This window comes from Flavobacterium sp. JP2137, from assembly GCF_050562195.1.
Taxonomy (GTDB): domain Bacteria; phylum Bacteroidota; class Bacteroidia; order Flavobacteriales; family Flavobacteriaceae; genus Flavobacterium.
Genome location: NZ_CP191647.1, coordinates 2,489,351 through 2,514,308, shown reverse-complemented (window position 1 = coordinate 2,514,308; position 24,958 = coordinate 2,489,351). Strand labels below are relative to the sequence as shown.

The following is a 24,958-nucleotide window of genomic DNA, read 5'->3' as shown; positions in this document are numbered from 1 at the left end:
TATGTATCTCAATTGTCATTCTTTTCACTCGTTGCGCTATGGAACCATACCGCTAACCGCTTTGGTAGAGCAGGCTGTCGCGGCTGGGGTAACAGTAATGGCCCTCACGGACATCCATACCGTTACGGGTATTTACGACTTTGTACAAGCGTGTCGAGCGCACGGCATTAAACCCGTGGTGGGTATGGAATTTCGGCAACAGCAGCAACTGCGCTATATCGGCTTGGCCAAAAATGCGCAGGGACTCGCCGAGATGAATCGCTTTTTGACTCAGCACAATTTTGAGGGCAGTGCGCTGCCGTTATTCGCTCCGGATTGGGAGCAGGTATTGGTGATATATCCGCTGGAAAACGCCCCATCTCTCTTAAAAGAGCACGAATATATCGGGATACGCCCCGAGCAGTTATCGCAATTATTCCAGGCGAAATGGCAGGGATTGCAACACAAAATGGCGGTGTTGCAACCGGTGACCTTTCGCACTAAAAAGGAATTCAACCTGCATAAAATACTGCGTGCCATCGACACCAATGTGCTGCTGTCCAAACTCGACCCCGCAGCGCATTGCAGTCCTACCGAGTTTATGCTGCCCCTGGAAACCTTGTGCGCTCGTTTCGAATCCCATCCCCATATCTTGGCCAATACGGAAAAAATATTGGGCGAATGCCATTTTGAGTTTGAGTTTAAAACGCCTAAAAACAAGAAGTACTATACCCATAGCCGGCAGCACGACATGGTCTTGCTGCGCCGTTTGGCCCAGCGGGGCTTGCTTTCGAGATACGGTCCGAATCACGCACAGGCACAAGCCCGAGTGGAAAAGGAATTAAAAGTAATCGGCGAGCTCGAATTCAGCGGTTATTTTCTGATTACTTGGGATATCATTCGCTACAGCAACAGCTGTGGTTTTTTGCACATCGGTCGCGGTAGTGGCGCCAACAGCATAGTGAGCTACTGCTTGGGGATTACCGATATTTGTCCGATCGAGTTGGATTTGTATTTTGAGCGTTTTTTAAACCTCAACAGAAAGAGTCCCCCCGACTTCGACATCGACTGGTCGTGGAAGGAGCGCGACACCATATTGCAATACATCTTTGACCGTTATGGCGCCGAGCACGTGGCTTTCTGTGGCACCCAAGTTGCCTTTAAATACCGTTCGATATTTCGGGAAGTGGGCAAGGTTTTTGGGCTGCCCAAGGAAGAGCTCGACCTGTTGGCCAAGAATCCCATGGCCCTACACGACAGCAATACCGTGGTTCGCTATGTACAGGAATACGGAATGCTGCTCGAGAAATATCCCAATCAACGCAGTATGCACGCCTGCGGCATACTGATATCCGAAGAGCCGCTTACCAATTATACGGTTTTGGAAATGCCTCCCAAGGGCTTTCCCATCGTTTTGTTTGATATGCACATAGCGGAAGAGATCGGCTTTGAGAAATTCGACATTTTGAGTCAGCGCGGCATCGGCCATATCGACGACAGCGTCAAACTGATTGCCAAAAACCGCGGTATTCAGGTCGACATTCGAAATACGGCCCTCTCCAAAAATGAAGCGGTTTGCAATGCGTTTTTGGCCCGGGGACAAACCATAGGTTGTTTTTATATAGAGAGTCCGGCCATGCGTGGGTTGTTGCGACGCTTAAACTGCGACAACTACAAAACCCTGGTAGCGGCCTCGTCGATAATTCGTCCGGGAGTTGCGCAATCGGGTATGATGAAAGAGTATATCTTTCGGCACAACCACCCGGATCGGTTTGAGTATTTCCACGAGGTTTTTAAAGAGCAACTCGGCGAAACTTACGGCATTATGGTCTATCAGGAAGACGTGATTAAAATAGCGCTACACTACGGTGGTTTGCCCGCTGCGGATGGGGATATACTGCGTCGTGCCATGAGTGGAAAGGGCCGCTCGAAAAGCGCTCTGCAAAAAGTAAAGGACAACTTCTTTGCCTGTTGTACCGAAAAGGGGCATCCGCCAAAACTCAGCGAGGAAATTTACCGCCAAATCGAATCCTTTGCCGGTTATTCCTTTTGCAAGGCCCATTCGGCTTCTTATGCTGTGGAAAGCTATCAAAGCCTCTACCTCAAAGTGCATTATCCCATCGAATTTATGGTGGCGGTGATCAACAACCAAGGTGGTTTTTACCGAACCGAAGTTTACGTACACGAAGCGCGAATGTCTGGGGCAACGGTCTGCAATCCCTGTGTCAATAAAAGCGAGTACGAAACCACGGTATACGGGGTGGAGGTTTACTTGGGTTTTATGCATTTGGAGGGACTGGAAACCAAACTGGCGCAATTTATCGTAAAGGAACGGCAGCAAAACGGTGTTTTTACATCGCTAGAGGACTTTATCCACCGCATTCCCATGGGTATTGAAGGGATTCAAATACTGATTTTTATCGGTGCTTTTCGCTTTAGCGGCAAAACCAAAAACCAACTGCTGGTTATCGCTCGGTTGTTATTGGTCAACTACCAAGTTTCGAACAACACCTTGACCCTGCTGCAAGAGCCCATTAAAGAATACCAATTGCCGCTGTTGGAGCGCATGCCTTTTGAGGATGCCTTTGACGAGATAGAGCTGTTGAGTTTTCCGGTTTCCTGTTCGCCCTTTGATTTGCTAAAAACCTCGTACAGAGGGGATATTATGGCCAAGGATTTGTTGTTGCAACACCGGAAAACGGTTAAGATGCTGGCCTATCTCATTTCGAGAAAACACGTACCCACCAAAAGGGGAGCTATGTTTTTCGGGACTTGGATCGATGCCGAAGGCAGCTATTTCGACACGGCACATTTTACCGATAGCCTGGAGAAATACCCCTTTCAGGGCGGGGGCTGTTATCTGCTGCTGGGAACCGTAGAGGTCGATTACCACTTTCCCACGATTAGCATTAGCAAAATGGCCAAGATGCCTTTTATCGCCGATCCCCGCTATGAAAATGCGGCCAACAAGCCGTCTGACGTACAGCGAAACATCAAAGAAGACGTGTCGATGACCCACCGAAAACCCTATCCGCAACAGCAGGATATCGGATTGCCCAGACATAAAATGACCCCGTTAGATTCCCTATCCGAGACGACTCGCCTAACCCCTAATAACAGATGAAAAACACCCGCTATGCCATAGTAGATATCGAAACCACCGGCGGATATGCCGGCGGGAGTAGCATTACCGAAATCGCCATACGCATTCACGACGGTACCGAAGTGATTGAACGTTGGGAAAGCCTGATCAATCCGCAGCGGGAAATACCGCTTCACATCGTCGCCCTAACGGGTATCAACGACGATATGGTTCGGGATGCTCCGCTGTTTGAGGATGTGGCAGCGCAGGTATTCCAGCTGCTCGAAGGCTGCGTATTTGTAGCCCATCACGTCAACTTTGATTACAGTTTTATCCGCCACGAACTCGTACAAGCCGGTTTTGCCTGGAGCGCCAAAAAGTTATGCACGGTTCGAGCCAGTAGAAAAATCCGGCCGGGACTGCATTCGTACAGCTTGGGCAAGTTGTGCGCCAGCCTGGACATTCCCTTGGAAAACCGACACCGAGCAGGGGGCGATGCCGATGCCACCGCCATATTGTTTACGCGATTGCTGCAATGGGACAGCATGGGAGAACTGGTAAAAATGATTAAAAAAACTGCGGCAGACCAGCGTTTACCGCCCAATTTACCACCGGAAGACTTTGAGCAATTACCCGAAAAGCCCGGGGTATACTATTTTTACAACCGCTATAAAAAGGTGATTTATGTGGGCAAAGCCATCAACTTAAAGAAACGGGTGGCCACCCACTTTAGCGGTCATAACATCAATCCGCAAAGGCAGCATTTCCTAAGGGACATACACGCGATTTCGCATGAAATTTGCGCGACCGAACTCTTGGCGCTGATTTTGGAATGCAGCGAAATCAAAAAGCTTTGGCCCACCTATAACCGCGCACTCAAGCGCTTTGATGCCAAGTATGGACTGTATCACTACGAAGCTCGCAGCGGCTACCGCTATCTCGCTATCGGCAAACTCAGCAAGTTTCAGGACAGTATTGAATCGTTTGATTCCGAATACGAAGGCAGTCGCTTGCTACTCGACTTGGCGCAGCAGTTTGAACTAGACCCGCGATTTTGCAAATACGGCGGCACTCCCGCAGAGGCGACTGCTCCCCTATGCGATGCACCGGATTTGCCCACACTCCAACAGCACAACGAACAGGTTGAAAAAGCCTTGGATTACCTCGCGAGCAATCGCCCGAGTTTTGCGTTGATCGACAAGGGAAGAACCGAGGACGAACGCAGTTGTATACTGGTGGAAAACGGTCATTTTTACGGTATGGGATACCTGCCCTACGACTGTAATCCCCCTACTGCAGAAGCGCTAAAAGACTACCTAACTCCGTACAAAAGCAACCAATACATCCGCAAATTAATCGATGTGTATGCCCGAAAACACCCTGCGAAAGTGCTCTTTAAAAAAGGTATCATGCCCTAGGTTAATCCTTGAAAACGCGGCTAATGGCGCGGATCGACTGTTAAAATTGAGATTACAGCACTGTATTTGCGGCTAATTCTCATAGAAAATCACTAACTTATATGGATAATAAGGGCGCTATTGGAGTTTGGAATGCCTTGGTAGCACAACAAAGATTAGTCACGCCAAAAAAACCCGGACAACCAAGAGGTCATACAAAAAAAGGTGTCCAGTTTTGCAGCGGTAAACACTTACCTCTACAGAAACTTTACACCCTTTTTCACTTTAAACGGCAGTTGCTATCAACCTCCAAAACGTAGGTATACCCCGTTGTCTTAAAGTCCAGGAACCACCGCCAAAAGTCTTATTTAACTTTATTTCTTGATCAGTTTCTTAACCGCAGTTCCCTGGTTGGTATTCATATTCAACACATAAACCCCAGAAGCCAAGTCGGTCAAATTCACTTGTATTTCGGATTCTCTATTAAAATTCTGTGTAAACACCTTGCGTCCATTTATGTCAAAAACGCTGATTTGCGTCACTTCTATACCGTCGTTATTAGAAATCGTTAGCACATCACCCACGGGATTGGGAAACAGATTAAACTTATTGGAAACGGGGCTATCGACACTCACTACAGGTGGTACCCCATCGGTTACGGCACTTACCACGTAGTTGTCGTATAAAGTGGTACTTTCCACTTGATCCCATTCAGACAAATAACTCACAAAATTGACCTCATTAGGTTGGTGTTCCGCTATAGAAGCGGTGCGGATTTTACCGTCTATATGCGCAGAGGGGATTTGAAAGGTGATTTCCTCCGTGGTATAGTTGATTTGATAACACACTTTAACCCATGTATTTGCCGGTAAAATCAAATCGGACTGGGAGCCTGCGAGCAGGATAAATTGCAGTTTTACCGTACCGTCTAAATTTAAACGGGTCATACCACGAAGCCGTCTAAGACCGGGTTCGTATTGGAAAGCGGCAATGATGGTACCGTCGGCAGCATTGGTAATATGGCGGTGTGCCGCAGAGGTGGCACCGTCGTTTCCGGTAAAAAACTCATACTCTACTTTAAGAACATTATTGCCTTGCGTCCGATTATTCCACCCATTTACCGGCAAATCTTTCCAAACGAATTTGGCGTTGTTGTAATTCTCGTAATGAGTTGGTAAATCCGGAGACTTTACCGCGAGTACTTTTCCCCTACCCGTCATGGCTGTGATTTGAAAATCCGTTACTTTACCATCGAGTTGGGCTTGCGTTCGCCAATTTCCCTGACCGTAAGTAGCCCCCGTTGCATCGGTGGTCAGATTGCCCACTAGGTAGGCATCAAAATTCTCGTCGATCAGCTGCTGTGCTTGCGCACTGGTAATTCCTAAAGTAAATGCCGATATGGCGAAGAATAAATTTATTTTCATACACTATAGTTTAATATTCCCCCTAAAAGTATTCTATTTTTTTGAAAAAATTAACATAACGAGTCCATTAATATAGAAAATATCAAAATATTTTTAATCCGTTTCTTGTTTTAAAGCAGCGGTATGTGTGTAGGCGACATTTTGCCGCAAATTCCATAAGCGGGAGGTGCAGTAGTAAGACGTGGCTTGCGCTTGCACAAAAGTCGTAAACCGGCGCTGGGCAGTGTAGGAACTGCCATCAGGGAAGTTAAGCCGTTAGGCGTAAAATTAAAACCGCAGTATTGTTGATTTACTTCATTAAAATTACTAATATCGCACTAAAAATCGCTAAAAAACTACCGACAAAACAACCAAAATGCCGAATCATTAAGAAGTTTCGCTTACTTGGGATACGAATTTCCTTTAAAACAAAGGCGGTTTGGTGGTTATTTTACCTGATACCCTAATTATAATGATTGAAAAACACATAAAAAACGCTACTACTGCGCTGTCATTTATCTTTTTAACCATCAGTTTATTGCTGGCCGATTTGTGGGTATTGCCTCAAAAAACGCTTGGGGATGAGATTGTTGCATACCGCGTCATTTACACGGGTAAAGGCGCGACTAAGAGCCTTAAAACAGTGGAAGGCTATCACTATTATACCCAAAAAAACCACCCTTTTTCCACGGAAAAAGCATTTGTGGAAGAAAGCGACATCACCCTTTCCCTCACGCCGATTTTTAGTTTTATCACCCAGGTAAAAACCGATAAAAAGGATTATTCCGATCTATTGATTTCCGACTTAAACGGCATCGTTTTTATGTTGCTATTCCTCTTATACCTCAGTAGTATTATCGGTTTGCTGTATCTCAAATGGGACAAAAACATGACTAAAAACCGCTTTTACAACATACTGCTGATCAATGGTTTTATGCTGATTATCACGTTTTTTATGCATCTGACCTACAATTAACCGCTGAATTCATCTGCGCTTGAGCTTTAAATGCCTAGCGGTCGCGGTACTTTTTTACGGTACCCTTCGACAGGGCTATAGGGTAATTCTCGGCGTTCTTTTTGATTTTTTCGGTTATAATTTCCGCCAGGTCGAACTGCTGTTTATCGGCTAGCATCAGGGCGTATATCAAAACATCGGCCAGTTCTTCTTTTAGCCGTTCACGATTGCACTCCTCCTTGTCTTTCCACAGGAATAGCTCGAGCAATTCCGACGCCTCTATGCTCAAGGCTATAGCCAAGTCTTTGGAATTGTGAAATTGCTGCCAATCTCGGGCATCTCTAAATGCGATAATCTCTTGGGTTAACTCGTCTAAATTTTTCATAATTCACCGTCTTTTTCAACCTCATCGCAAGTATGGGTTTTCCGATTGTTGTAATTGTATGCGTACCGCGCCCGCTGTATCCCCGATTCCAAACCGCTTGTGCATCGCTGTTGGCAGGGGTTTTTACTTGGAAAAATTCCCGTAAAATGTGCCGTTTACACTCATATAGCCGATAACGGTTTCCGTGCGCGTTCTTTGGTTGGCGAAAAAATTGCGTTCGTATTCGGGATTGGGGCGTTCCACCACCTCGATCAAGGCCAAAGCCGGTAACTGCACCGCGCCGTTTTGGAACAGGACGCTTTTTGACTTGTACAGCCCCCGACTTTCGTTTAACGTCTTGATGCGTTCCCAGGTGTTGATATTCCACACCTCCTGTCCCTTATCCGTATAAAAGGTAGCGATAACCGGCCTGCCATTTAAACGTTCAAAACCCGCAAACCTATCGCTTACTTCTGTGATTTTTTTGGTTTGGGTATCGTGAATAAAGAAATGCGTGTATTGATTGTCTTCTGAAAACGCGATAATCTGATTGCTGGCAGTCAGGGCGAAGTCGATTTTTAAGTCTGACGTCTTCTTAAAAGAATAAAGCACTTTGCCTTTATCGTCGAGCAAATCGACCTGACATTTGAGGTATTTGTAAGAGATGGGGTTTAGATCAAAGCCTGCGTTTCGCTCGTATTTAATACCAAGGAAAAAATTGTGATCGCGATAAGCGATTCCGTCATCATAGCCCTCAGCGGGCAGTATCTTTTTAGCGTCTTTTAAATACAACTGTGCTTTCCCGTCTTTGTACAGGCGGAAATTGTAATATACGTTGCTATAAGTAATCGAATCGTATTGAACGGGCACTAAATTTTGGTCGACATCACTGAGTCCCCAATTATTTCCCTTTCTAAAAGCGATTATTTCACCATCTATATTGCTTAAATACTCGTCCATCGTTGTTACTTTGCGGTAATTTTCGTCGTAAATAGCAAAGGGTTGCTCCTTGGAGTCTCGAAAAGCGGTATATTTCTTTTCCTTATACGGTGCTTGAGCCGAGGAATTTCTATATACTTTGATCGTTTTCATCAATTCTAAAACACGTGCGAAATAGGAACTGTGTTGGCCTATACGCATTAGGGTACGCCCCTGGTCATCAATAAAATAAGTCGTGGTATCCACTGCGATTTTTGGTATGCCGTAGCGCGTTTCTATTTTTACTTTAGCCGTTTTGGGAAAATCGTTTTTCCACACCATTTTCCTTTTTTTATAATTGTACAAGCCGAGGAAATTTTCGTAACCCGCCCCGTATACATGTAAGAGATTGGGATAATAATTATCGTATTCCAAAACGTCCGCCAAGAGTAAGTTTCCCTCCAAGTCGTATAGGTTATTGAGGTGATTTCCATCGCTGTCTATGGTTTCGCAAACCAGCATATCGATTTCCGGTTTGACTTTTAGGTCGTTCCCCTCCTTGATTTTGATTGTTCCATCGGGCGTGCGAAAATCCAATTTATAATTATAGGTAGGTACTTTTGCGGGATCGGCACCAGCGACAACAGTGGTAAAATAGCCGTTGTCCAAAACCTCCATCAATTCTCTTTTTGCATACCAGATGCTCGTGGGCAAGGTGGTTCCATCGCGGTGTTTGACCACCATATCGTCGGCCTCATTAAAGGCAATAATCACATTACCCAATGGGAAGTGCAGGTGTTTGTAGGCCGGTTCGATTAAGAACCGCTCTGCAGCCACATCATATACACCGGACAAACCGTTTTTTGTCAGCACATACAACTGTGGGATTTTGGTCTTGTCCGCCGCTGGCATCAGCAAATAAGCATCGTTGCTCGCCTCGCTAAGCAGGGTTAATTGATCATTTTCGAGCTTGTAGAGCAAAAAAGAGGTTTCGTATTGTTGAAAGGTTCTGCGGTTGCTAAAAATATCGCTAGGTACCGGTGTCGCCGCTTCTTTAAAGATCAAAAAGCGGTTTTCGTCAATGGCCCCAATCAGCAAATCAAAACTACCGATTACCGCACCATCAGCACTTAAGATGTCGCGCTGCTCCCCTTTGCGCGCAAAGAAATAAGGCGCGTGGTAAGTGAGTTCGTCGTATTGAGGGGCAATTACAAAGGATTTGTCTGTGCGACTCAATCCCCATTTTCCGTCTTGGTTATAGGGAATCAGAACACTGCTTTGCTTGCTTTTCTGTGAGAACGCACTAAAGGATACCAAAAGGAAAAGCCCTAGTATGGCCGCTGATAAAAAATGTTTCATCGTGTTGTTGTCTACGGATTTAAGTCCGCAAAATAACCATTAAAAGGCATTAAACGCCCGAGCTTTGAAAATTATTTGCCCAAAACCCGAAAAGCTCGCGCTATAACAGTGTAGCAGCCGCGGTTGTTGCAGCCAAGACCGATGTAAATCGCATTTTGTCCTTAAAAAGCATTGAAATCAGCCAAAAAACGGTTATTTCACCACCGGATTTGAAGCGACAGTCCTTAGCTCAATAGCGTATTTTTGATGTTCCGACATAAAATCTCCTGTAATCAAACTGCCGAATTTAGGTTTATTGACCGCAGCTAGGTCCAGCTCCACAAAAATCCACACTTCGGTATTTCCCGCTATATACAGCCTATTGCCGTCGGTATCGACGATTTGACTTTCTCCGCGGTAGGCTTCGAGCAGTCCGTCGAAACGCTCGGCGCCTATGCGATTGCAACTGATGATAAAGCACTGATTTTCCAGGGCTCTAATCGGTAAGATACGCGGTGTGACATCGCCTCCAAAACAAGTGGAATGACAGCTAATTTCGGCGCCTTGAAGTTTTAATCTGGCACTAACCGGCGCAAACCAACAATCAAAGCAAACCATCATGCCGATAGTGCTGTCGCGGTATTGAAGGGCGTTGATAGCATCGCCGGCTGCATACAAGCGCTTTTCATAATCCGGCAGCTGTATTTTCCGTTGATAGCCAATCAATCCGGTATGATCGACGAGTATGGCGGTATTGTAGATTAGTCCGTCGAAGCGCTCGGGTATGGTTTCACTTATACAGCCCCGCATTTTGCAGCCAATTCCGTCAGGCAAGCGACGGTTTCGCAATTTGTCAAATCTTCGGCAAAGGGCTGCAATTCGCATTTGTCGTCAAAGGCATATCCGCTGGTGAACAATTCCGGTAAAACCAGCAAATCAAATTTTTGGTGTTGCAACTTGGAAGTGATATACGCTAAATTAGCCTTCCTATCTCTAGTAATAACCGCGTATTGAAAAAAACCTACTTTCATCCAATTTCGTATTTTAAAACCGTTGGCGGCACCTGCTGCTGCATGGTATTGTTGATTTGTTTGAGGGAAGGCTTCTCCCTATTAAACACAGTTACTATAAAAAGCCTACTAAAACGATTAGCAGGCTCTTTGTTCGGCTCTTTGTTCGGCTTGATATCCGGTTTAAATAGACAGGGTGTTATACCCCTTTTCCTGCAATTGAAACAGGTATTTATGCGCATTGGGCGTTCCTTTGATGTACGGATTGATCGCGTCCATACTAATGCCATAGACTTTCATTGCAAATTCGCAAACCGTCAATTTTACTCCGTATTTCTCGGCTGTTATATACGCTTCTTGCAATGCGGGATCAGTGGTCAACTCCTGAACCATCTGTCCCATGATAACGATTTCAAACTGTGCAGAAGGATTGGCTTGTTTGATTTCCGTAGCGGTCATGATAGCGCTTCTCAAACTTTTGACCGATTGAACCAGCATCGCAAATTTTTTGCCTTCTACCGTCTGTTCTACTGCTCCTGTAGATTGCACTGCTGCATTTGCCGTTTGTGCCCCTCCCATAATCGCCAAGCTAATGGCTAAAACTAGTCTTTTCATTGTATCGTAATTTTAAGGTTGTTACGCTTCTAGGTATTTTATGCCGAAAATTGGACCACGGCAAAATCTCCGAGAGGCTAACTGCAAACCTATGGTTTAAAACGGCGGTATACAGTAACAATTGTTACTGTATCACTGCGGTAAAAGACTTAATTTTGTTTCAAACAACACCGATGAAAACCGTCATACACTATTTTAAACAATGGGCATTGATCCGATACCTTCGCTTGGGAATCGGACTGGTATTTCTATTTGAAATGATAGACTCTGGACTGTGGGCCTTGGGATTTGTGGTGGCTTTTTTCTTTTTTCAGGCATTTTTTATGTCTTGCTCCGCAGACAGCTGTGGTATAAGACTCCCCAAAAAAAAGAAGTAATGCGGCACCTCAGTTGCTTTTATTTGCACATCGCCTCACTGCCGATACCCATAAAGTATTTCACAATCTTTTTTACCAGTGTAGCAATAAATTTTCCACCGCCAATAACCGTCAAAATGGCCTCGATCACCCATTCGATTATATGGCCCAAAATGTCGTCACCTTTTAAAATTTCGCAAAAAGCCTCCTTTAATTTCCGCCAGGGTATAAACAGGTTTACATCGTGCAACGTTAGTGCCGTAAAACCTGCTGGCTGGTTTAAAAACAGCTGGCTTTGCTCTTGATAATTTACGAGAAATAATTCGCCCAAAGCATTTTGTGCGTCGGCTTCCGTTACGGTTTCTCCTCCAAGTCCCTCTCTAAGCAACTGTTCCGCATAAGCGGAAATCGTTAGCAATTGCTCTTGTTCATTTTGTACCAACATCGTTCGTGATTTTAAAAGATTATTATACTGTTCTTTGGTCTGCAAAAAAATGCTCCTCCTCAGCGTTTCGAAGTGAAAAGCCTACGGATGGAAACTGTTTTCCCGCTTACCCATCAAATCTACAGCAGCTAATATTCTTATACCATACCTATATTTAAGTATATTTAGGCGGTTCGCTTCTGACCACATTCGACTATAAAAGTTAATAAAAATGGGGTGTTCTATAAAAAATATCGAATAAATCACAGCTATCGCCTATATTTGTGCGATTTTCAACCGTTACGCTATGAAGCTGATGTACTTTTTATTTTTGTGCTGTGTGCAAACCCTAGTCGCACAGACCTATCATCCCGATAAAATACAAATCGATGGCATAAGTTACGATTACCGATACCACCATTTGGAATCGTATTTTAATTATTATCCCGAAAAGCGACCGGTTATCAACAAGGATTCGACCATTATATCTCGAGGTTATATAGCCGAATATGAAATCGCCGACCAACAGTTGTATTTGCGCGATTTAAAAATCCCGGTTAACGGCAATTACCAGGAATTAGTCAGTCAAGCAAAAAAGGTATTGCCCGAAAATGCCTCGGGTTTAAAAATGCATTGGATCGACGGTTTGTTCGATGTGGGTTTGGGGAACCCCATCATTCTCCACGCCAAAGACAGTTTAAATCCCATTTTCGACAGCTATTACATCCTAGAAATCAAGCGAGGCGTAGTCAAAACGACTCAAATTTTCAATTATAAGCAGTATAAAAGTTTTAAGGACTATCAGTGGGAGCGGTTTAGAAATACGCCGGAGTACCGTAAAATTTACGACAAATTGCAGCAAACTACTATGGATCCGATCGATATTCAAGGGCATATTTACAACCATATATTGTTTTACAGCAAGCGCAACTTCCTTAAAAAATCGATTTAACAAAACAGCTTTATTTCGCGCTTTTGAGCTGAAAGACATTTCCTTCGGGATCCACTCCATCACACAGCCAGAAACCATAATTCTCAAAAGTCTTTATATCGCGTATTTCCACGTTTTTTAAAACAAGACGTTCTCGCAGGGCCTTTAAGTTTCCCGTCACTTCAAAACCATTTTTGCATTGTTGTTCACCTGTCCGACGTCGGCTTGAGTTCTGGCATAGTTTGCGCCCATTTTATGCAGTCCTAGGTCTAAATTTCCCGCCTTTTACAGCACCCAGTTCTCGTCTTCTTCCAGCAATTGTAATCCCAGTTGGTCTACATAAAAACGCTTGAGAAGTTGGGGGTTGCTCACATAGAGGATTAGGGTAGACCAATTTGCTTTCATGGTATAAGGGGAATATTGAATAAACAGTGTTGCAGTAGGCAACACACTGCCCGGCTGATTTAGTACAAAAACAAAATATCCCTCTCCTGATTGGCTATGCCTCTTTAAAGAAATCGCAGAAAGGATGTAGCCGTCTGCTATAGTCTCGGCAGAAACCACCAATCGCCTTTAGAGCAGCAGCTATTTTTTATTGGCAAATAATGCTTTGGCCGGAGTGCTTAAACTAAAAAAAACGACTGGAATTTTTACTTCTCCAGTCGTTTTTAATACCACATACGCAGCTCAACGCCTTGATTTACGGCTGGCTTATCGCAGCCTTACTTTTTTGATGCTGGGGTTTGTCTGCTAATTGGTATGCCTATGCCGTCTACATCGCGCATTTCGAAACCCAATAAATCACTGATGATAACGGGAATATCCTCTAAATTCATCGCCTCGACCACCATGCCCTTTTTTAGGGTAGGTCCGTAGGCTATAAAACCGGTGTAAATCTCTTTAAAATTGGGGAAGTAGCCGTGCTTTCCCCCTTTGGTTTGGGTGAGTACTTTGCCCTCTTTGAGGTTGTTAAACGCATAGCCCAACTTGGCGGAAAGCGCCAATTTAATTTCGGGTTCTCCTCCCCGTTCGCGAATCATCTTTTGGGAGATGACCTCGAAGAGCGCTTTGTAGCGGTTGGGTAAAGCCTCCAAAAGGGCTTCTACTTTTTGGAGTACCAATTGGTCCTTTTTGTCTGTAATATGCAAAGCGGTACTTCCCCCAGAGGTAAAGAAATAGGCCTTATCCGACAAGCCGGCTTCTTTGAGCCAGATGTTTGGCGCTAGGGAAAAGTCCGTTGATACAAATCCGTGATCTCCGGTAATGATGACTACAGTGCTCTCGGTGAGTCCGGCTTTTGCAATGGCGTCGAGCAGGTTGCCCACGGCCTTATCCGCACCCGCTATCGCTCTGTCTACCTCTTGTCCGGCTCTGCCCTGACTGTGTTGTGCGCCGTCGGTGCAAGGCAGGTGGAGCGTTAGCAAATGAGGCTGGTATTTTTTGATCAAATAGGCCGCACTACGTCCTAGGTTCTCATCCATGGCCAAACTGCTCAAATTGAATTGGTCTTGACCGATATTACCCAAGGCGTTTTGCAAAACTTCTTCGAATAAACCCGCAGGTGTGGCTCCTTTTTTGGTGGCTGCAATGCGATCTGACGGGTTTTTAAAGTCCCAAATTTCGGGTAGATTGTAATCGATATACGGGTTGTGCAAAGTAACCGGCCAGGATACGGAGGCCGTGGTTAGCCCTTTTTCTTTGGCCCTTTGCCAAATCGTGGGTACCTTGATGTCTTTGCTGTCGTAAATCCATTCGCCGGCGGTGCCGTCGCTATTGACTTGGGTGTTGTAATACACCCCGTGCTTATAGGGTAGCGCAGCGGTGGCCAAAGTGGTGTGTGACGGATAGGTTACCGACGGAAAAATCGTACGAACAGCAGTTGCCTGCACGCCGTTGGCGGCCATCCACTTCAAATTGGGCGTACCCCAGTGTTCTTCGGTATAAAAATCTGGTCTAAACCCGTCTATACTCACTAAAATCACGTGTTTAATCTGCTGTCCATACGAGGTATAGGCCAGGAAACAAATTGCTAGAACTGTTAAAACATTTTTTTTCATCTATTTGAATAAAGGCATTATATATTGACTGTTTTTATTTTTTACCAAGAGTTCGTTCATATCGTATTTCACGGTAATTTCGCCAGTAGCTGGATCGGCGGTAAAGTCGTCCATTCCGCTTTGCAAAGGAATAAATGCGGGTATAATCGCTTGGGTATAAGCCGCGCTGACCAAGGGGTTGTTGCCGGCCTCAATTTGCGAAATCGGATATTTGATTCCCAAATCGCTCAGGCGTCGGCCTTCGCAAAAAAAGATTTCTTGTCGCATCAGGTAAATCAGGTACAGCAAATCGTCTGTCGCTGTGGCTTCCTCCAACTGTTCTTTGGTCACTTTGGTACCGGAAACCGTGTAAACGGGTACCTTTTCTTTTTGGCGGTCCAAGACGTAACCGAAAACACTGGGTTTATCGGCTGCAAACTTCACTCCTACCGCTTTTAAGGGATAATCTTTGCGCTTTCCGCCATTGCGCGTTTCCCTTTTGTCGTCTACGAGAACTACGGGGCGCAGTGCCACCACATCGAGCAGTTGTTTGAGGTATGCTTTGGACTCTTGGGGCTTACCGCTGGCCAAGGCCACCTCGGCCAAGATTAAAAAGGCCTCTTCCGCTTTGACAAGAGCTAAAGCCTTTTGATCTGTCGAAGGGGTACCCACCGAGAAAAACTTGGGATCTAAATAATCGAGTCGCGGCAAGGGTGCCAATCGATTGGGCAAGGCGTCAAAAGTGGCGTTTTGCATTTCGTTGGGCAGGCTGTTTTTGCCGTCGAACTTTACGCTATACAGCAATTTTGTATCGGCAATCGCCTGTAGGGCAAATTGGGCAGCAAGTTCCTTATCGCCCAAGTAGTAATTCGCCCTAGCGGCCAGCAGGGAATAGATTCGCTTGGTTTCCTCTTTGGTTTCCAATTCCATCGCTTGGGTAAAGCTCACTACTGCCTTGGCAAGCATTTCCTTGGCGCTGTCTACCTTGCCCAACTTGGCAGCGGGCAGTCCGACGAAGAGTTCGCCACCGAGCAACAGGGCATAGCCCTTGCAAAAGTGCATAAATGCCCTATCGGTTTGCTCCAAGGTGTTGTCTTTGGGCAGTATAGTATTTAAGCCGTAATCGGCCATTTCGCGCAAGGTCTGAATACTTGCTTGCAATCCGTTGACATCCGAATCGAAATAATCAATCTGTGGAATATCAAATACCTTGGTATACTGGGAGTAGTTGTTGTAGTAATTGTCCGAAGTGATTTCGGTATTGATTACCACGGTATTGGTGGTGGTGGCCAGTTGTTTTTGAAGTCCAACTATCCAACTGCGGCCCGCGTTGGGTTTGTTTAGGTAATTGTCTTCGGTTACATAGGGATTGTCTACACAGCTCACGGCCAAACAACCCAAGCCCAAGGCCGCAAAAATAGTTATGATGTTTTTTCTCATGTTGCAATAAATTAAAAGTTGATTTTAACCGAACCCAAGAACTGTCTTGGTGCGGAATAGGTTGCGTATACAATTCCACCTGTAGATGCCCCCCCTTGTCCTTGTGCGGCGCCGCTGATCGTAGCTTCGGGATCAAAGGAAGAAGAGGTGAAGCTAAAGGGATTGACCACGGTAAAGCCAAAGGTAATCGCCTCGTAAATCGTTTTGTTTTTCGGTCGCAGATAATAGGATAGTCCGATGGTTCTCACTTTTAGGTAATCGGTTTTTTCGACGAAGCGATCGGTCATATTCAACCAATTGTCGCGTCCGTTCGCCTTGATTTCCTCCAGGGGTACGTTGTCGTCTGAGGCCTCGTAGAAATACCTAAACTGGGCATCCCAATTGGCTGCATAGGCGCCGGCTTGGTAATTGGCATTGGCAAATAGGCTTAGGTTTTTATACTTCAAATTGAATCCGAGGTTTCCGAATATATCGGGTATGGTGGTTCCCAAATACGACTGGGCCACAGTTTCTTTAAGAGTACCGTCCTCGCCCATGATCCCTTTATTTCCGCGGATAAATCCGATGGGTCTGCCCTCTTCTACCACGGTTTGCAAGGTTCTGGAACTAAATCCATTGATGTTGAATGCCGGTGCACCTCCGGTGCTCAACACCTCGTTTTTCAGGGTATTAAAAGAGCCGTTTACCGTTAGGTTCCAATCTTTGGAATCCACGGCTACTACAGACATATTCAATTCAAAGCCCTTGTTTTCGATGGTCCCTATATTGAACAATTGGCTCTTGGAATAACCACTAGACGGGGTTGGCGGTACGTAGAACAAAGCATCTCTGGTTTCCGAGCGGTAGTATCCAAAAGATAAGGTCAGGCGGTTTTTCCACAAAGACAGGTCTACCCCTCCTTCCCAGGTATGGGTTTTCTCCGGCTTTAAATCGTCGTTACCCGGTTGGGAAAACTGCGAGGCCTGAGATTCTAAAAATCCGGTAAATGCCATGGTTTTTTCATTGGCATAGGCCGGAGGTAAATTTCCTGCTATACCATAGCTTCCGCGAATTCTCAGGGAATTCAACAGCTCCGATGTAAACCACTTTTCCTGAGACAGCATATAAGACACCCCTACCTTTGGATAGTATTGCACCCCGATGTTTTTTCCAAACGAAGGGTTTCTGTCGCCGCGAACCCCCAGGTCCAGGAACAATTTATCTTGATAGCCGATGTTTTCCTGTACGTAAAACCCGTAATTCAAGACCTCGCTGATAAACTCATCGCTGTTTCTAATAGCGGCTTCGGAGATGGAATTTGCCCCGTCGCGGATATTTTTTCCATCGATTAGGGTTTGGTTGTCTGAATTTCTAAAAACCTGACCGCCCAAAGTGCTTATAAAGGAGAAATCCTTGTATTCAAAGGTGTGCTGCGCATTGAATTCCGCTGTGAGTCCCAAATACTTTCTTTGAATTTTTTGTATGCTGCCTTGATCGGTGATCAGCTGTCCTTTGGTAGCGGATAAGTATTCGTTGGTCTCCACATTTTTCTGATCTTGGACGCGGTAGTCGAGTCCGCCGACCAATTTAAAGGACAAATTATCCAAGGGGTTGTACTTAAACTGCTGCGAGGTGGTAAAGCGGTTGATTGTGATGGTATTGTCTTGCAGCTTTTCGGCCAGATCGACAAAACTCTTTACGGCTTCAAACTCTTGGTCGGTCAGTTCGTCTAAGCGGTTTTTGAATCCGGGTCCGGTAATTTTGGACGCGCCGTCTTCTGCAAACCACAGTCCGGTATACCCGCCTTGGTTTCCATTTCTATTTCTGCTGTATTTGTTGTACACGTATAAAAAGGAGCTTTCATAGGTAACTTTTTCGGCTAATTTGGCGTGAAAGCCCGAGCTCAAATCAAATTTCTGGTTCTTGTTTTGATCGTGTATTTGCGTACCGCTGCTGTTTTGAAGGCTGGTAGCAAAGTTGTACCCAAAACCGTTGTCCGATTCGCCGTTAAAATTAAGTCGGTGCTTTTGATAAAGTCCGGTTTGAAAGAGCAGGTCCTTGGTACGGTCAAAGTGCAGGTAATCTGTCGTGGCCTCTTCGACCCCCATTTCGGTAAACACATTGACATGGGTGCCGGGAAGTCCGCCTTTTTTAGTAAAGATTTGAATGACGCCGTTTGCCGCATCAGAACCGTATAGCGTGGTTGCAGCCCCGCCGCTGATAAATTCAATTTTATCGATATTGTCCATGGGAATGTCGGCAATCGAACTCATCGAAGCTCCTTGAGCACTACCGCCTAGGGTGGCTCGGGTGTTGTTGTTGTCCAAGCGAACGCCGTCGACATAGATAATCGGAGTACTGCTCAGAAAGGCCGAATTGACCCCGCGTGAGCGTATTTGAGAGGTTGCTCCAGCCTGTCCGCCGTTGATATTGATTTGGGCATTGGGCAATTTGGTCGCCAGCAACTGATCGATACGCTGGGATGGAATTTTGTCCAATTCACTGGCTTTGATCACCGTAACATTGTTCGACAAACGCTTGCGCTGTACGTCTGCGCCCTGACCCGTCACCACGATTTCGTTGAGCATTTCCAAATTGTCTTCCAAGATCACTTGCACGTTGGTATTGCTACGCGTATACGTGAGTTCCTTGGTTTTAAACCCGATATAGGAAAAAACAACCGTGGCTGGACTCTGACTCACGGTGAGGTTAAAGGCGCCTTCTAAGTCGGTTACCGCGACAGCTTCATCGTTGTTGGCACGTATGGCGACGCCGATTAGCGGCTGTGCATTGCCGTCGAGCACCCTTCCCTTTAACGTGATGATCTTTTGTTGGGCCACTAGATTTCCCTTGACCAAAATCTGCTGTTCGTTGACTTGAAACGTGACGTCTACCCGCTTGGCAATGGCGTTTAGCACCTCTTCAATGTCGCCGTAGGAGCCCGGTATATTGACCGTGTGCTTCAGCGGAATGTTATCCGAAATGTAGACAAATTTCTTTTGGTAGCTGTGCGCTAGTCTTTCGAATAATTCCAAGAGGGTAAAATTTTGATCGGGCAGGGTAAACTTGCTCTTTAGCTTGCCCGCTTTCTGCGTTGGTGTCGTTTGAAACGCAGCTTGGACAATCGGTTCCACACTAGTCGCTTTGGCTGTAAAAGGCGCCAAGCAGAGCAGTGCATACAAATACTTTTTTTTCATGAGGTGGTGTTTTATCGTTTTTGGTTTTTATTAGTCAAGTTGCTTTGCCAGCAAATACTCAATGGTTCTCAGGGCTATGCTCATTTGATTTTCCACGGTTCTGACCGAGAGGTTTAGGATTTCGGCTATCTGCTTGTATTTGAGCCCATCAATTCGACTCATTTCGAAGATGCGCCTGGATTTTGGCGGTATCTTTTCGACGATTTTATACAGTGATTTCCGAATTTTTTCCTCCTGTTCATTCAATATGATTTGATCTTCTACATTATCGGCGTAGTGATTGGCTTCAAAAGATTTGAAATCGCCGTTTAGCGCTTGCATTCTGGCTAATTTTTTCTCTTGAAACAGCAGGTTTTTGGTCATGGTAAAGACGTAGACCTTTGGATTGAGAATTTTGTGCAATTCGTCCTTACGATGCCAGAGGTAGAAAAACACATCGGATATCTTTTCCTCTACTATAAACACGTCGCGCTCATAACTCAGGGCAAAGCGATACAGGTGTTTGTAATACTTGACGTAGAATTTTTCCAGTGCTGCTTGGTCTCCACTCGCGATTTGTTTAAAAATGCGCACATCTTCGGACAGCACTTTATCTTCTTTTTGAGCTAGTAGTTTCATGTAAATCAATTAAATAGGTTTTGTTGTGCAAGCTGATGTTGCAGTTGGAAACAAAGCTCAACACCTCGACAAATTGGGCAACGGATTGGTTTTCAAATACCCCAGTCAGGCGAACTTCACCAAGGGAATCGTTTTGAAGAAGAAAGGAATAGCCGTAAAAATCTTCCATGCGCTTGACGGCCACGGCGAGTTTTTCGTCTTTAAATATGAGGGCGTTATTGCGCCATGCCAACTCTTGGTCTACGTCTGCCGTAACCCGTTGTACGTCGCCCGAACGGGAGTTCCACAGCAATTTTTCATTGGGTTTGAGGTAGAGTTGCTCACCGTTTCCCAACTTGGCTAACACCTGCCCCGAGAGCAAGGAAACCTGTTTGGTCTCTCGGCTGCTGTGCACGGCAAAGCGCGTTCCCAGCACTTCCACTTGCAGCTCGTCGTGCTTGACGATAAACTTTCTATTCGCGTCTTTGACCACATCAAAAAAGGCTTCTCCCTCCAACCATACCATCCGCGTGTAGGCAGACAATTGAAAGTCCACTTTGGAATTTCCATTTAGCGTTACGGTAGAGCCGTCTTCGAGCTGAATCTTTTTGCGCTCTCCAAATGCCGTGGTATAGGTGTGCATTTTACCCAATTGTTTTGACTGTTGAAAAAAGGGCGCCTCGCTGCCTGTATAGAAAAAAAACATTAGGGCTATCAACAAACTGCAGGCTATGCCCAAAAAGTTTCTAAGGTTCGCCTTGACCTTGGAGCGAACGCGATTTTGGGTGGTTTGCGATTTTAAAACCAGGTTTTTATTGGTCGGATAGCATTTCCAAATCAATTGAACGCGTTCGAAGCAATTTCGGAGTTGCTCGTCTAGCAGTAAATCGATTTCAAAAACCAATCGATCTTCCTTACCCAATTCTTTGTTTAAATACTTCATACAGCGGGTTCTCATCTTATCTTCTGGAGATAAATAGCTCATAGTTTAGCGTTTATTAAAGGAGTAAAATAAAGGGATAAACCCCCAAAGAATAGGATTATCAAAAGTTTACCTAATCTTTAAGTAATGCCGCCCTGTGTTAAGGCTGCATTACTCATCGCTATTATTAAAGAACCGCGGTATATAAAGAGAAAAGTCCGTAGCACCGCCTATGTTTTATAGTGGTGTACGAACGAAAGATGGGATATGGAAGCAAAGGCAGCAACGGCCTGAGGTAAGTTGGGAAAAAACTGCCCAAGAAAAGGCAAACGATACACTTTGGGGTTGTTTATTTAAGCCAAAAAACGCCACGGCATCCCGCAACAGCACAAAGAGCTAGTTGGAGGATGCCGTGGCGCAAACAGTAGACGGTTCCTACAATACAGTGGGTTCCGCCGGTATTTTAAAATCGTATTGTGCGAATATATCTCAATTCGCAATGCAGCGCACACAGAATTTACCGAGCATACCATAGTTTTCGGCGTCGACCCCAGAAGCAGAAAACACCATATTATAGGCGCGCTTCCCTTCTAGGGGCTCGTTGTTCCAATAATATCCGTAATAGTTTTCGCTGCTGCTGTAACTGCCGTCTTCGGAGGAATAGCCTTTGGGATAAAGAATCAGTTTGTCACCAAAGTGGGCTGCTGTTGCATAAGAACCGCCGCCGCCCTTCCACTCGTATTTGTTGTTTTGAGCCACGCCTTTCCACTCGGCTACCGTGGGCAAACGAAATCCGGAGGGACAAGCGGTTTGCGCCTCTTTCCAAGTGAAAAGTGCCTGATTGCCTCCTATGTTTTCGCACATAAACTCCTTCCACACTCCCGGTGCTATAAACGCACCGCATTTGCCTTTTTGTGCCTGCGAAACAGCGCTTGTTCCCAGAGCAATACTAAGCACTACCCTTAGAATTCTCATAATTATCGGATTTAAAGGACGTCTATTACCTCCAATAAAAATAAGGTTACCCCAACTGCTCTGCAATACCTATAAGTAGGTATTTGACTTGTAGTAAAACATTCAAAAGGCATTTTTACCGCCTATACGTACTATTTTTTTATCTAAAATAGTGGATTTCCCTTTCGACAAACGACTCCGGTAGTCCGTTGTGGTGTAGGATACGGCGCGTCCAATTGCCCTCACGGTCAAAACTCAGATAGGTATAAGTCATTCGTTCCTCGAGCTGATCCTGCGAATCATAGACACTCTCTTCCGCCAAAACCCCTTGCTGGTATTGGTATTTGACGGTGGTCTTTTGCCCTAAATCCATCCCTTCAAAACCCGACGACCGGCAATATTCCAAGAGCAGCCCTTGTTCGTCGTAGGTCGAGGAAAAGTAATAGCTTTCTTGCAATTCGCCCTTGGCATCGCAGCGGTGTATTTCGAGATCCTCACCGCGCTCATCCCTTTTATAAATTACTTGGCTTTCTAAATTTCCCAAACCGCTATAGCTGTGTTTGGTCGTGGTGTTGGTTTCGGCATCGTAGTGATAACGCTCTTTTCCCAATAATTTTCCATCGCCATCGGCCCATACCACCGTTTCCAAAATCCCCAGCACGTCATACGTAAAGGTATACTTCTTGTGTTCGCGCATAAATTCGGAATATTCCCACTTTTCTACCAGTTGGTTTTTGCCCTTGTACGTGTATGTAGCGTGTCTTTGGGTATGAACGATTTCTTTCGATTTTTTGCCCTCAATCCAGCTGTGTTTTTGTACCGGTGTATAGATGATTTCTTCGACAATATGGCCTAGACGGTTGTAGCGGGTGTGGTTTTCGGGCAGGTTTAGCACGCTCATTTTGGGGGTGCCTTTTAGCGTTTTACCCGCCTGTTCCACCGGCTCAAAATGGCGTTCTTTTATCGATTTAATCAGGCGTTTTGTCTGACCTTTCCCGAGGGGATTCGGGGTTATCACCGTCGAAAAACCACTAATTACTACAGCTATCCAGGCTATACTCAGCCCGATTGCTAACCGTTGCATTTGATATAAATACTTCATAAAATTGCCATTTTAGGCAACAAACCTAAACAATTATTTAATTTATTCTAGAAAAATGCTCGGTATTTCGTTGCGATGCATGTATTTCCCGTTTCGAATAGCGCAAAGTGCTGGTCTCGTTGGTGCCACGCTCAAGCGGATATACTCTTGCGTGTGGCGCATCGACACCGCTGTAGCGCCAATTTCCGGAAGAATTGCGCTACTCCCCTAAGAAGCACGATATCGGAAACCGCAGTAACCGATAGAGAGCGGTACTTTTATGCGCCGTATTTCAATATTATATAGGATAAAACGTATTAAAAGAGTATTTTCGGTATAGTAAATTATTGTGCCAAACTAACCCCTATCACGCTTTATGAAATTAAAATACGCACTTGTCTTTTCGCTGTTAACCAGTACTTTATGCCTATCACAGAACCAGCAGATACTCATCGCAAACGTCCGTATACTCGACCATAAAACCGCGGCGCTTACCAGCCCGATGAACGTATTGATTGACGGCGCTCATATTAAAACCATTAGCGCTACTGCCATTCCCACTCCGGCAGCAACGGTGCTCAAGATCAACGGCGGTGGAAAAACCCTGATGCCGGGACTGATAGATGCCCACGTACACATGACCTTTGGCGCCTTGAGCATGCAGCAAATGATGTCGTCCGAATTGAGCGAGCAGGACTTGGTACAAAAAATTGGCAGCGGTTCGCGAGAAATGTTACTGCGTGGATTTACGAGTGTACGCGATGCCGGGGGACCGATTTTTCCTTTAAAACAAGCCATCGATCAGGGAAAACTCGAGGGGCCGAGGATATGGCCTTCGGGGGCAACTATTAGTCAGACCGCAGGACATGGCGATTTCCGCACTCCCGATGAGCGATCAAGACGCTTTTTTGGAAAGCCATCCCGAGCAGAGGAATTGGGCGCCACCTTTATAGCCGACGGCCGAGCAGAGGTATTGACGGCGGTACGAGAAAACCTGCGCTTTGGCGCGAGCCAAATAAAACTGATGGCTGGCGGAGGCACCTCGTCTGCATACGATCCGATCGACGTGACCCAATACACCTTTGACGAGATGAAAGCGGCGGTAGAAGCAGCCGAAGATTGGGGTACGTATGTGATGGTACACGCCTATACGCCGAGAGCGGTGCAACGCGCCATCGAAGCCGGCGTACGATCGATAGAACACGGTCAGATGCTCGACGAGGAAACCCTCAAATTAATGGCCGAGAAAGGCATTTGGCTGAGTTTGCAAAACTTGATGGACAACAACGACAATATGGATGAATTGCGCAAAGAAAAGCGCAAACCGGTGTTAGAAGGACAAGATTACGTATGGCCGTTAGCAAAAAAACTGGGCGTAAAATTGGCTTGGGGTACTGATTTTCTGTTTGAACCCGAACTCAATAAAACACAAAACAGCTATATACTGCGCCTTCAAAAATGGTTTTCCAATGCGGAGATCCTAAAGATGATTACGCAAGACAACGGCGAATTGCTGCAACTTTCGGGATTGCGCAGCCCCTATCCGGGAAAAATTGGCGTGGTAGAAGAAGGGGCCATGGCCGATCTGTTGCTTGTAGATGGCAATCCGTTAAAGGATTTATCGCTTATCACTCAGCCCGAAAAAAACTTTTTGGTCATCATTAAAAACGGCGAAATCTTTAAAAACAATACCGCACAAAAAAAATAAAAATACCTCGGCACTTCCCCGCTCATTTATCTTGTTTCCTGTACAGCATTTAGAAAAAAGCAGGCTATCAAGGCTAGGGCTTTATTAAAAGGTGAAAATTCGCTTGCTTTTCTGGAATGCAGGCGGATTTTTTTTTAACAGCGGCAGCCACGCTGCTTTAAGATTTTTTTTGCCACACAAAAAAAGGAGTTAGTGTTACTTTTTTACCTCCTATTATATCCCATGAATTCAACAACTCCAACCCGCTTCTTTTTACCTGATTTATTATAAAA

Annotated in this window: 21 protein-coding genes; 6 read left to right on the top strand and 15 right to left on the bottom strand. The window is 45.4% G+C overall.

Going from position 1 to position 24,958, the window contains the following annotated elements:
• Position 1 precedes the first annotated feature (1 nt).
• Both ACQZ43_RS11025 and ACQZ43_RS11020 read left to right on the top strand, forming a co-directional pair.
• A complete protein-coding gene (locus ACQZ43_RS11025) occupies positions 2-3,103 on the top strand; it encodes a DNA polymerase III subunit alpha (protein WP_430612599.1) in 3,102 nt (1,033 codons plus the stop codon).
• Positions 3,100-4,479 (top strand): exonuclease domain-containing protein, encoded by a 1,380-nt coding sequence (locus ACQZ43_RS11020; RefSeq protein ID WP_430612597.1) that lies wholly within the window; start codon positions 3,100-3,102, stop codon positions 4,477-4,479. The genes ACQZ43_RS11025 and ACQZ43_RS11020 overlap by 4 nt, the downstream gene beginning before the upstream one ends.
• A gap of 353 nt (positions 4,480-4,832) precedes the next feature.
• Here ACQZ43_RS11020 and ACQZ43_RS11015 read toward each other — a convergent pair whose 3' ends face one another.
• Positions 4,833-5,882 carry a T9SS type A sorting domain-containing protein gene (locus ACQZ43_RS11015; protein ID WP_430612595.1) on the bottom strand — a complete coding sequence of 350 codons (1,050 nt, stop codon included), beginning with the start codon at positions 5,880-5,882 and terminating at the stop codon, positions 4,833-4,835.
• 451 nt (positions 5,883-6,333) lie between these two features.
• Here ACQZ43_RS11015 and ACQZ43_RS11010 point away from each other — a divergent pair, with 451 nt between their 5' ends.
• Positions 6,334-6,837, top strand: a complete 504-nt coding sequence (locus ACQZ43_RS11010; RefSeq protein WP_430612593.1) for a hypothetical protein — start codon at positions 6,334-6,336, stop codon at positions 6,835-6,837.
• Between the two features lie 34 nt (positions 6,838-6,871).
• On the opposite strand, the gene ACQZ43_RS11005 is transcribed toward ACQZ43_RS11010, so the two are convergent.
• The 5 genes from ACQZ43_RS11005 to ACQZ43_RS10985 form a co-directional block, all read right to left on the bottom strand.
• Complete coding sequence (locus tag ACQZ43_RS11005) at positions 6,872-7,201, bottom strand: nucleotide pyrophosphohydrolase (RefSeq protein ID WP_430612591.1); 330 nt, start codon at positions 7,199-7,201, stop codon at positions 6,872-6,874.
• Between the two features lie 123 nt (positions 7,202-7,324).
• On the bottom strand, positions 7,325-9,457 hold the full coding sequence (locus tag ACQZ43_RS11000) for a hypothetical protein (protein ID WP_430612589.1): 2,133 nt from the start codon (positions 9,455-9,457) through the stop codon (positions 7,325-7,327).
• Positions 9,458-9,649: 192 nt separating this feature from the next.
• Positions 9,650-10,246 (bottom strand): carbon-nitrogen hydrolase family protein, encoded by a 597-nt coding sequence (locus tag ACQZ43_RS10995; RefSeq protein ID WP_430612587.1) that lies wholly within the window; start codon positions 10,244-10,246, stop codon positions 9,650-9,652.
• Positions 10,231-10,467, bottom strand: coding sequence for a nitrilase-related carbon-nitrogen hydrolase (locus tag ACQZ43_RS10990; RefSeq protein ID WP_430612585.1), 237 nt, complete (start codon positions 10,465-10,467; stop codon positions 10,231-10,233). The genes ACQZ43_RS10995 and ACQZ43_RS10990 overlap by 16 nt, the downstream gene beginning before the upstream one ends.
• A 162-nt stretch (positions 10,468-10,629) precedes the next feature.
• Positions 10,630-11,061 (bottom strand): DsrE family protein, encoded by a 432-nt coding sequence (locus ACQZ43_RS10985; RefSeq protein WP_430612583.1) that lies wholly within the window; start codon positions 11,059-11,061, stop codon positions 10,630-10,632.
• A 173-nt stretch (positions 11,062-11,234) separates the two neighbouring features.
• On the opposite strand from ACQZ43_RS10985, the gene ACQZ43_RS10980 reads away from it, so the two are divergent.
• A complete protein-coding gene (locus ACQZ43_RS10980) occupies positions 11,235-11,438 on the top strand; it encodes a hypothetical protein (RefSeq protein WP_430612581.1) in 204 nt (67 codons plus the stop codon).
• A gap of 19 nt (positions 11,439-11,457) precedes the next feature.
• Here ACQZ43_RS10980 and ACQZ43_RS10975 read toward each other — a convergent pair whose 3' ends face one another.
• On the bottom strand, positions 11,458-11,862 hold the full coding sequence (locus ACQZ43_RS10975) for a hypothetical protein (RefSeq protein ID WP_430612579.1): 405 nt from the start codon (positions 11,860-11,862) through the stop codon (positions 11,458-11,460).
• A gap of 286 nt (positions 11,863-12,148) precedes the next feature.
• Here ACQZ43_RS10975 and ACQZ43_RS10970 point away from each other — a divergent pair, with 286 nt between their 5' ends.
• The gene (locus ACQZ43_RS10970; RefSeq protein ID WP_430612577.1) at positions 12,149-12,793 is read left to right on the top strand and encodes a hypothetical protein; all 645 of its coding nucleotides are present in this window, start codon (positions 12,149-12,151) and stop codon (positions 12,791-12,793) included.
• Between the two features lie 10 nt (positions 12,794-12,803).
• On the opposite strand, the gene ACQZ43_RS10965 is transcribed toward ACQZ43_RS10970, so the two are convergent.
• From ACQZ43_RS10965 to ACQZ43_RS10930, 8 genes are all read right to left on the bottom strand, one after another.
• On the bottom strand, positions 12,804-12,953 hold the full coding sequence (locus ACQZ43_RS10965; protein ID WP_430612575.1) for a hypothetical protein: 150 nt from the start codon (positions 12,951-12,953) through the stop codon (positions 12,804-12,806).
• Between the two features lie 541 nt (positions 12,954-13,494).
• The gene (locus ACQZ43_RS10960; protein WP_430612573.1) at positions 13,495-14,829 is read right to left on the bottom strand and encodes an alkaline phosphatase family protein; all 1,335 of its coding nucleotides are present in this window, start codon (positions 14,827-14,829) and stop codon (positions 13,495-13,497) included.
• Positions 14,830-16,248: a tetratricopeptide repeat protein gene (locus tag ACQZ43_RS10955; protein ID WP_430612571.1), complete on the bottom strand. Its 1,419-nt coding sequence runs from the start codon at positions 16,246-16,248 to the stop codon at positions 14,830-14,832.
• Positions 16,249-16,259: 11 nt separating this feature from the next.
• The gene (locus ACQZ43_RS10950; protein ID WP_430612569.1) at positions 16,260-19,424 is read right to left on the bottom strand and encodes a TonB-dependent receptor domain-containing protein; all 3,165 of its coding nucleotides are present in this window, start codon (positions 19,422-19,424) and stop codon (positions 16,260-16,262) included.
• A gap of 30 nt (positions 19,425-19,454) precedes the next feature.
• Positions 19,455-20,042: a sigma-70 family RNA polymerase sigma factor gene (locus ACQZ43_RS10945; protein ID WP_430612567.1), complete on the bottom strand. Its 588-nt coding sequence runs from the start codon at positions 20,040-20,042 to the stop codon at positions 19,455-19,457.
• Positions 20,014-21,006, bottom strand: a complete 993-nt coding sequence (locus tag ACQZ43_RS10940; protein WP_430612565.1) for a FecR family protein — start codon at positions 21,004-21,006, stop codon at positions 20,014-20,016. Before ACQZ43_RS10940 ends, ACQZ43_RS10945 begins: the two co-directional genes overlap by 29 nt.
• A gap of 426 nt (positions 21,007-21,432) precedes the next feature.
• Positions 21,433-21,918 (bottom strand): FISUMP domain-containing protein, encoded by a 486-nt coding sequence (locus ACQZ43_RS10935; RefSeq protein WP_430612563.1) that lies wholly within the window; start codon positions 21,916-21,918, stop codon positions 21,433-21,435.
• Positions 21,919-22,057: 139 nt separating this feature from the next.
• Positions 22,058-22,999, bottom strand: coding sequence for a hypothetical protein (locus ACQZ43_RS10930; RefSeq protein WP_430612561.1), 942 nt, complete (start codon positions 22,997-22,999; stop codon positions 22,058-22,060).
• A gap of 355 nt (positions 23,000-23,354) precedes the next feature.
• On the opposite strand from ACQZ43_RS10930, the gene ACQZ43_RS10925 reads away from it, so the two are divergent.
• Positions 23,355-24,686, top strand: coding sequence for an amidohydrolase family protein (locus ACQZ43_RS10925; RefSeq protein ID WP_430612559.1), 1,332 nt, complete (start codon positions 23,355-23,357; stop codon positions 24,684-24,686).
• Positions 24,687-24,958: the final 272 nt, after the last annotated feature.

Coding starts and splice junctions, on each gene's coding strand:
- ACQZ43_RS10985 (WP_430612583.1), bottom strand. CDS start 11,061: ATGAAAAGACTAGTTTTAGCCATTAGCTTGGCGATTATGGGAGGGGCA.
- ACQZ43_RS10940 (WP_430612565.1), bottom strand. CDS start 21,006: ATGAGCTATTTATCTCCAGAAGATAAGATGAGAACCCGCTGTATGAAG.
- ACQZ43_RS10930 (WP_430612561.1), bottom strand. CDS start 22,999: ATGAAGTATTTATATCAAATGCAACGGTTAGCAATCGGGCTGAGTATA.
- ACQZ43_RS10955 (WP_430612571.1), bottom strand. CDS start 16,248: ATGAGAAAAAACATCATAACTATTTTTGCGGCCTTGGGCTTGGGTTGT.
- ACQZ43_RS11025 (WP_430612599.1), top strand. CDS start 2: ATGTATCTCAATTGTCATTCTTTTCACTCGTTGCGCTATGGAACCATA.
- ACQZ43_RS10935 (WP_430612563.1), bottom strand. CDS start 21,918: ATGAGAATTCTAAGGGTAGTGCTTAGTATTGCTCTGGGAACAAGCGCT.
- ACQZ43_RS11000 (WP_430612589.1), bottom strand. CDS start 9,457: ATGAAACATTTTTTATCAGCGGCCATACTAGGGCTTTTCCTTTTGGTA.
- ACQZ43_RS10995 (WP_430612587.1), bottom strand. CDS start 10,246: ATGCGGGGCTGTATAAGTGAAACCATACCCGAGCGCTTCGACGGACTA.
- ACQZ43_RS11010 (WP_430612593.1), top strand. CDS start 6,334: ATGATTGAAAAACACATAAAAAACGCTACTACTGCGCTGTCATTTATC.
- ACQZ43_RS11005 (WP_430612591.1), bottom strand. CDS start 7,201: ATGAAAAATTTAGACGAGTTAACCCAAGAGATTATCGCATTTAGAGAT.
- ACQZ43_RS11020 (WP_430612597.1), top strand. CDS start 3,100: ATGAAAAACACCCGCTATGCCATAGTAGATATCGAAACCACCGGCGGA.
- ACQZ43_RS10945 (WP_430612567.1), bottom strand. CDS start 20,042: ATGAAACTACTAGCTCAAAAAGAAGATAAAGTGCTGTCCGAAGATGTG.
- ACQZ43_RS10990 (WP_430612585.1), bottom strand. CDS start 10,467: ATGAAAGTAGGTTTTTTTCAATACGCGGTTATTACTAGAGATAGGAAG.
- ACQZ43_RS10950 (WP_430612569.1), bottom strand. CDS start 19,424: ATGAAAAAAAAGTATTTGTATGCACTGCTCTGCTTGGCGCCTTTTACA.
- ACQZ43_RS10980 (WP_430612581.1), top strand. CDS start 11,235: ATGAAAACCGTCATACACTATTTTAAACAATGGGCATTGATCCGATAC.
- ACQZ43_RS10960 (WP_430612573.1), bottom strand. CDS start 14,829: ATGAAAAAAAATGTTTTAACAGTTCTAGCAATTTGTTTCCTGGCCTAT.
- ACQZ43_RS10925 (WP_430612559.1), top strand. CDS start 23,355: ATGAAATTAAAATACGCACTTGTCTTTTCGCTGTTAACCAGTACTTTA.
- ACQZ43_RS10970 (WP_430612577.1), top strand. CDS start 12,149: ATGAAGCTGATGTACTTTTTATTTTTGTGCTGTGTGCAAACCCTAGTC.
- ACQZ43_RS11015 (WP_430612595.1), bottom strand. CDS start 5,882: ATGAAAATAAATTTATTCTTCGCCATATCGGCATTTACTTTAGGAATT.
- ACQZ43_RS10975 (WP_430612579.1), bottom strand. CDS start 11,862: ATGTTGGTACAAAATGAACAAGAGCAATTGCTAACGATTTCCGCTTAT.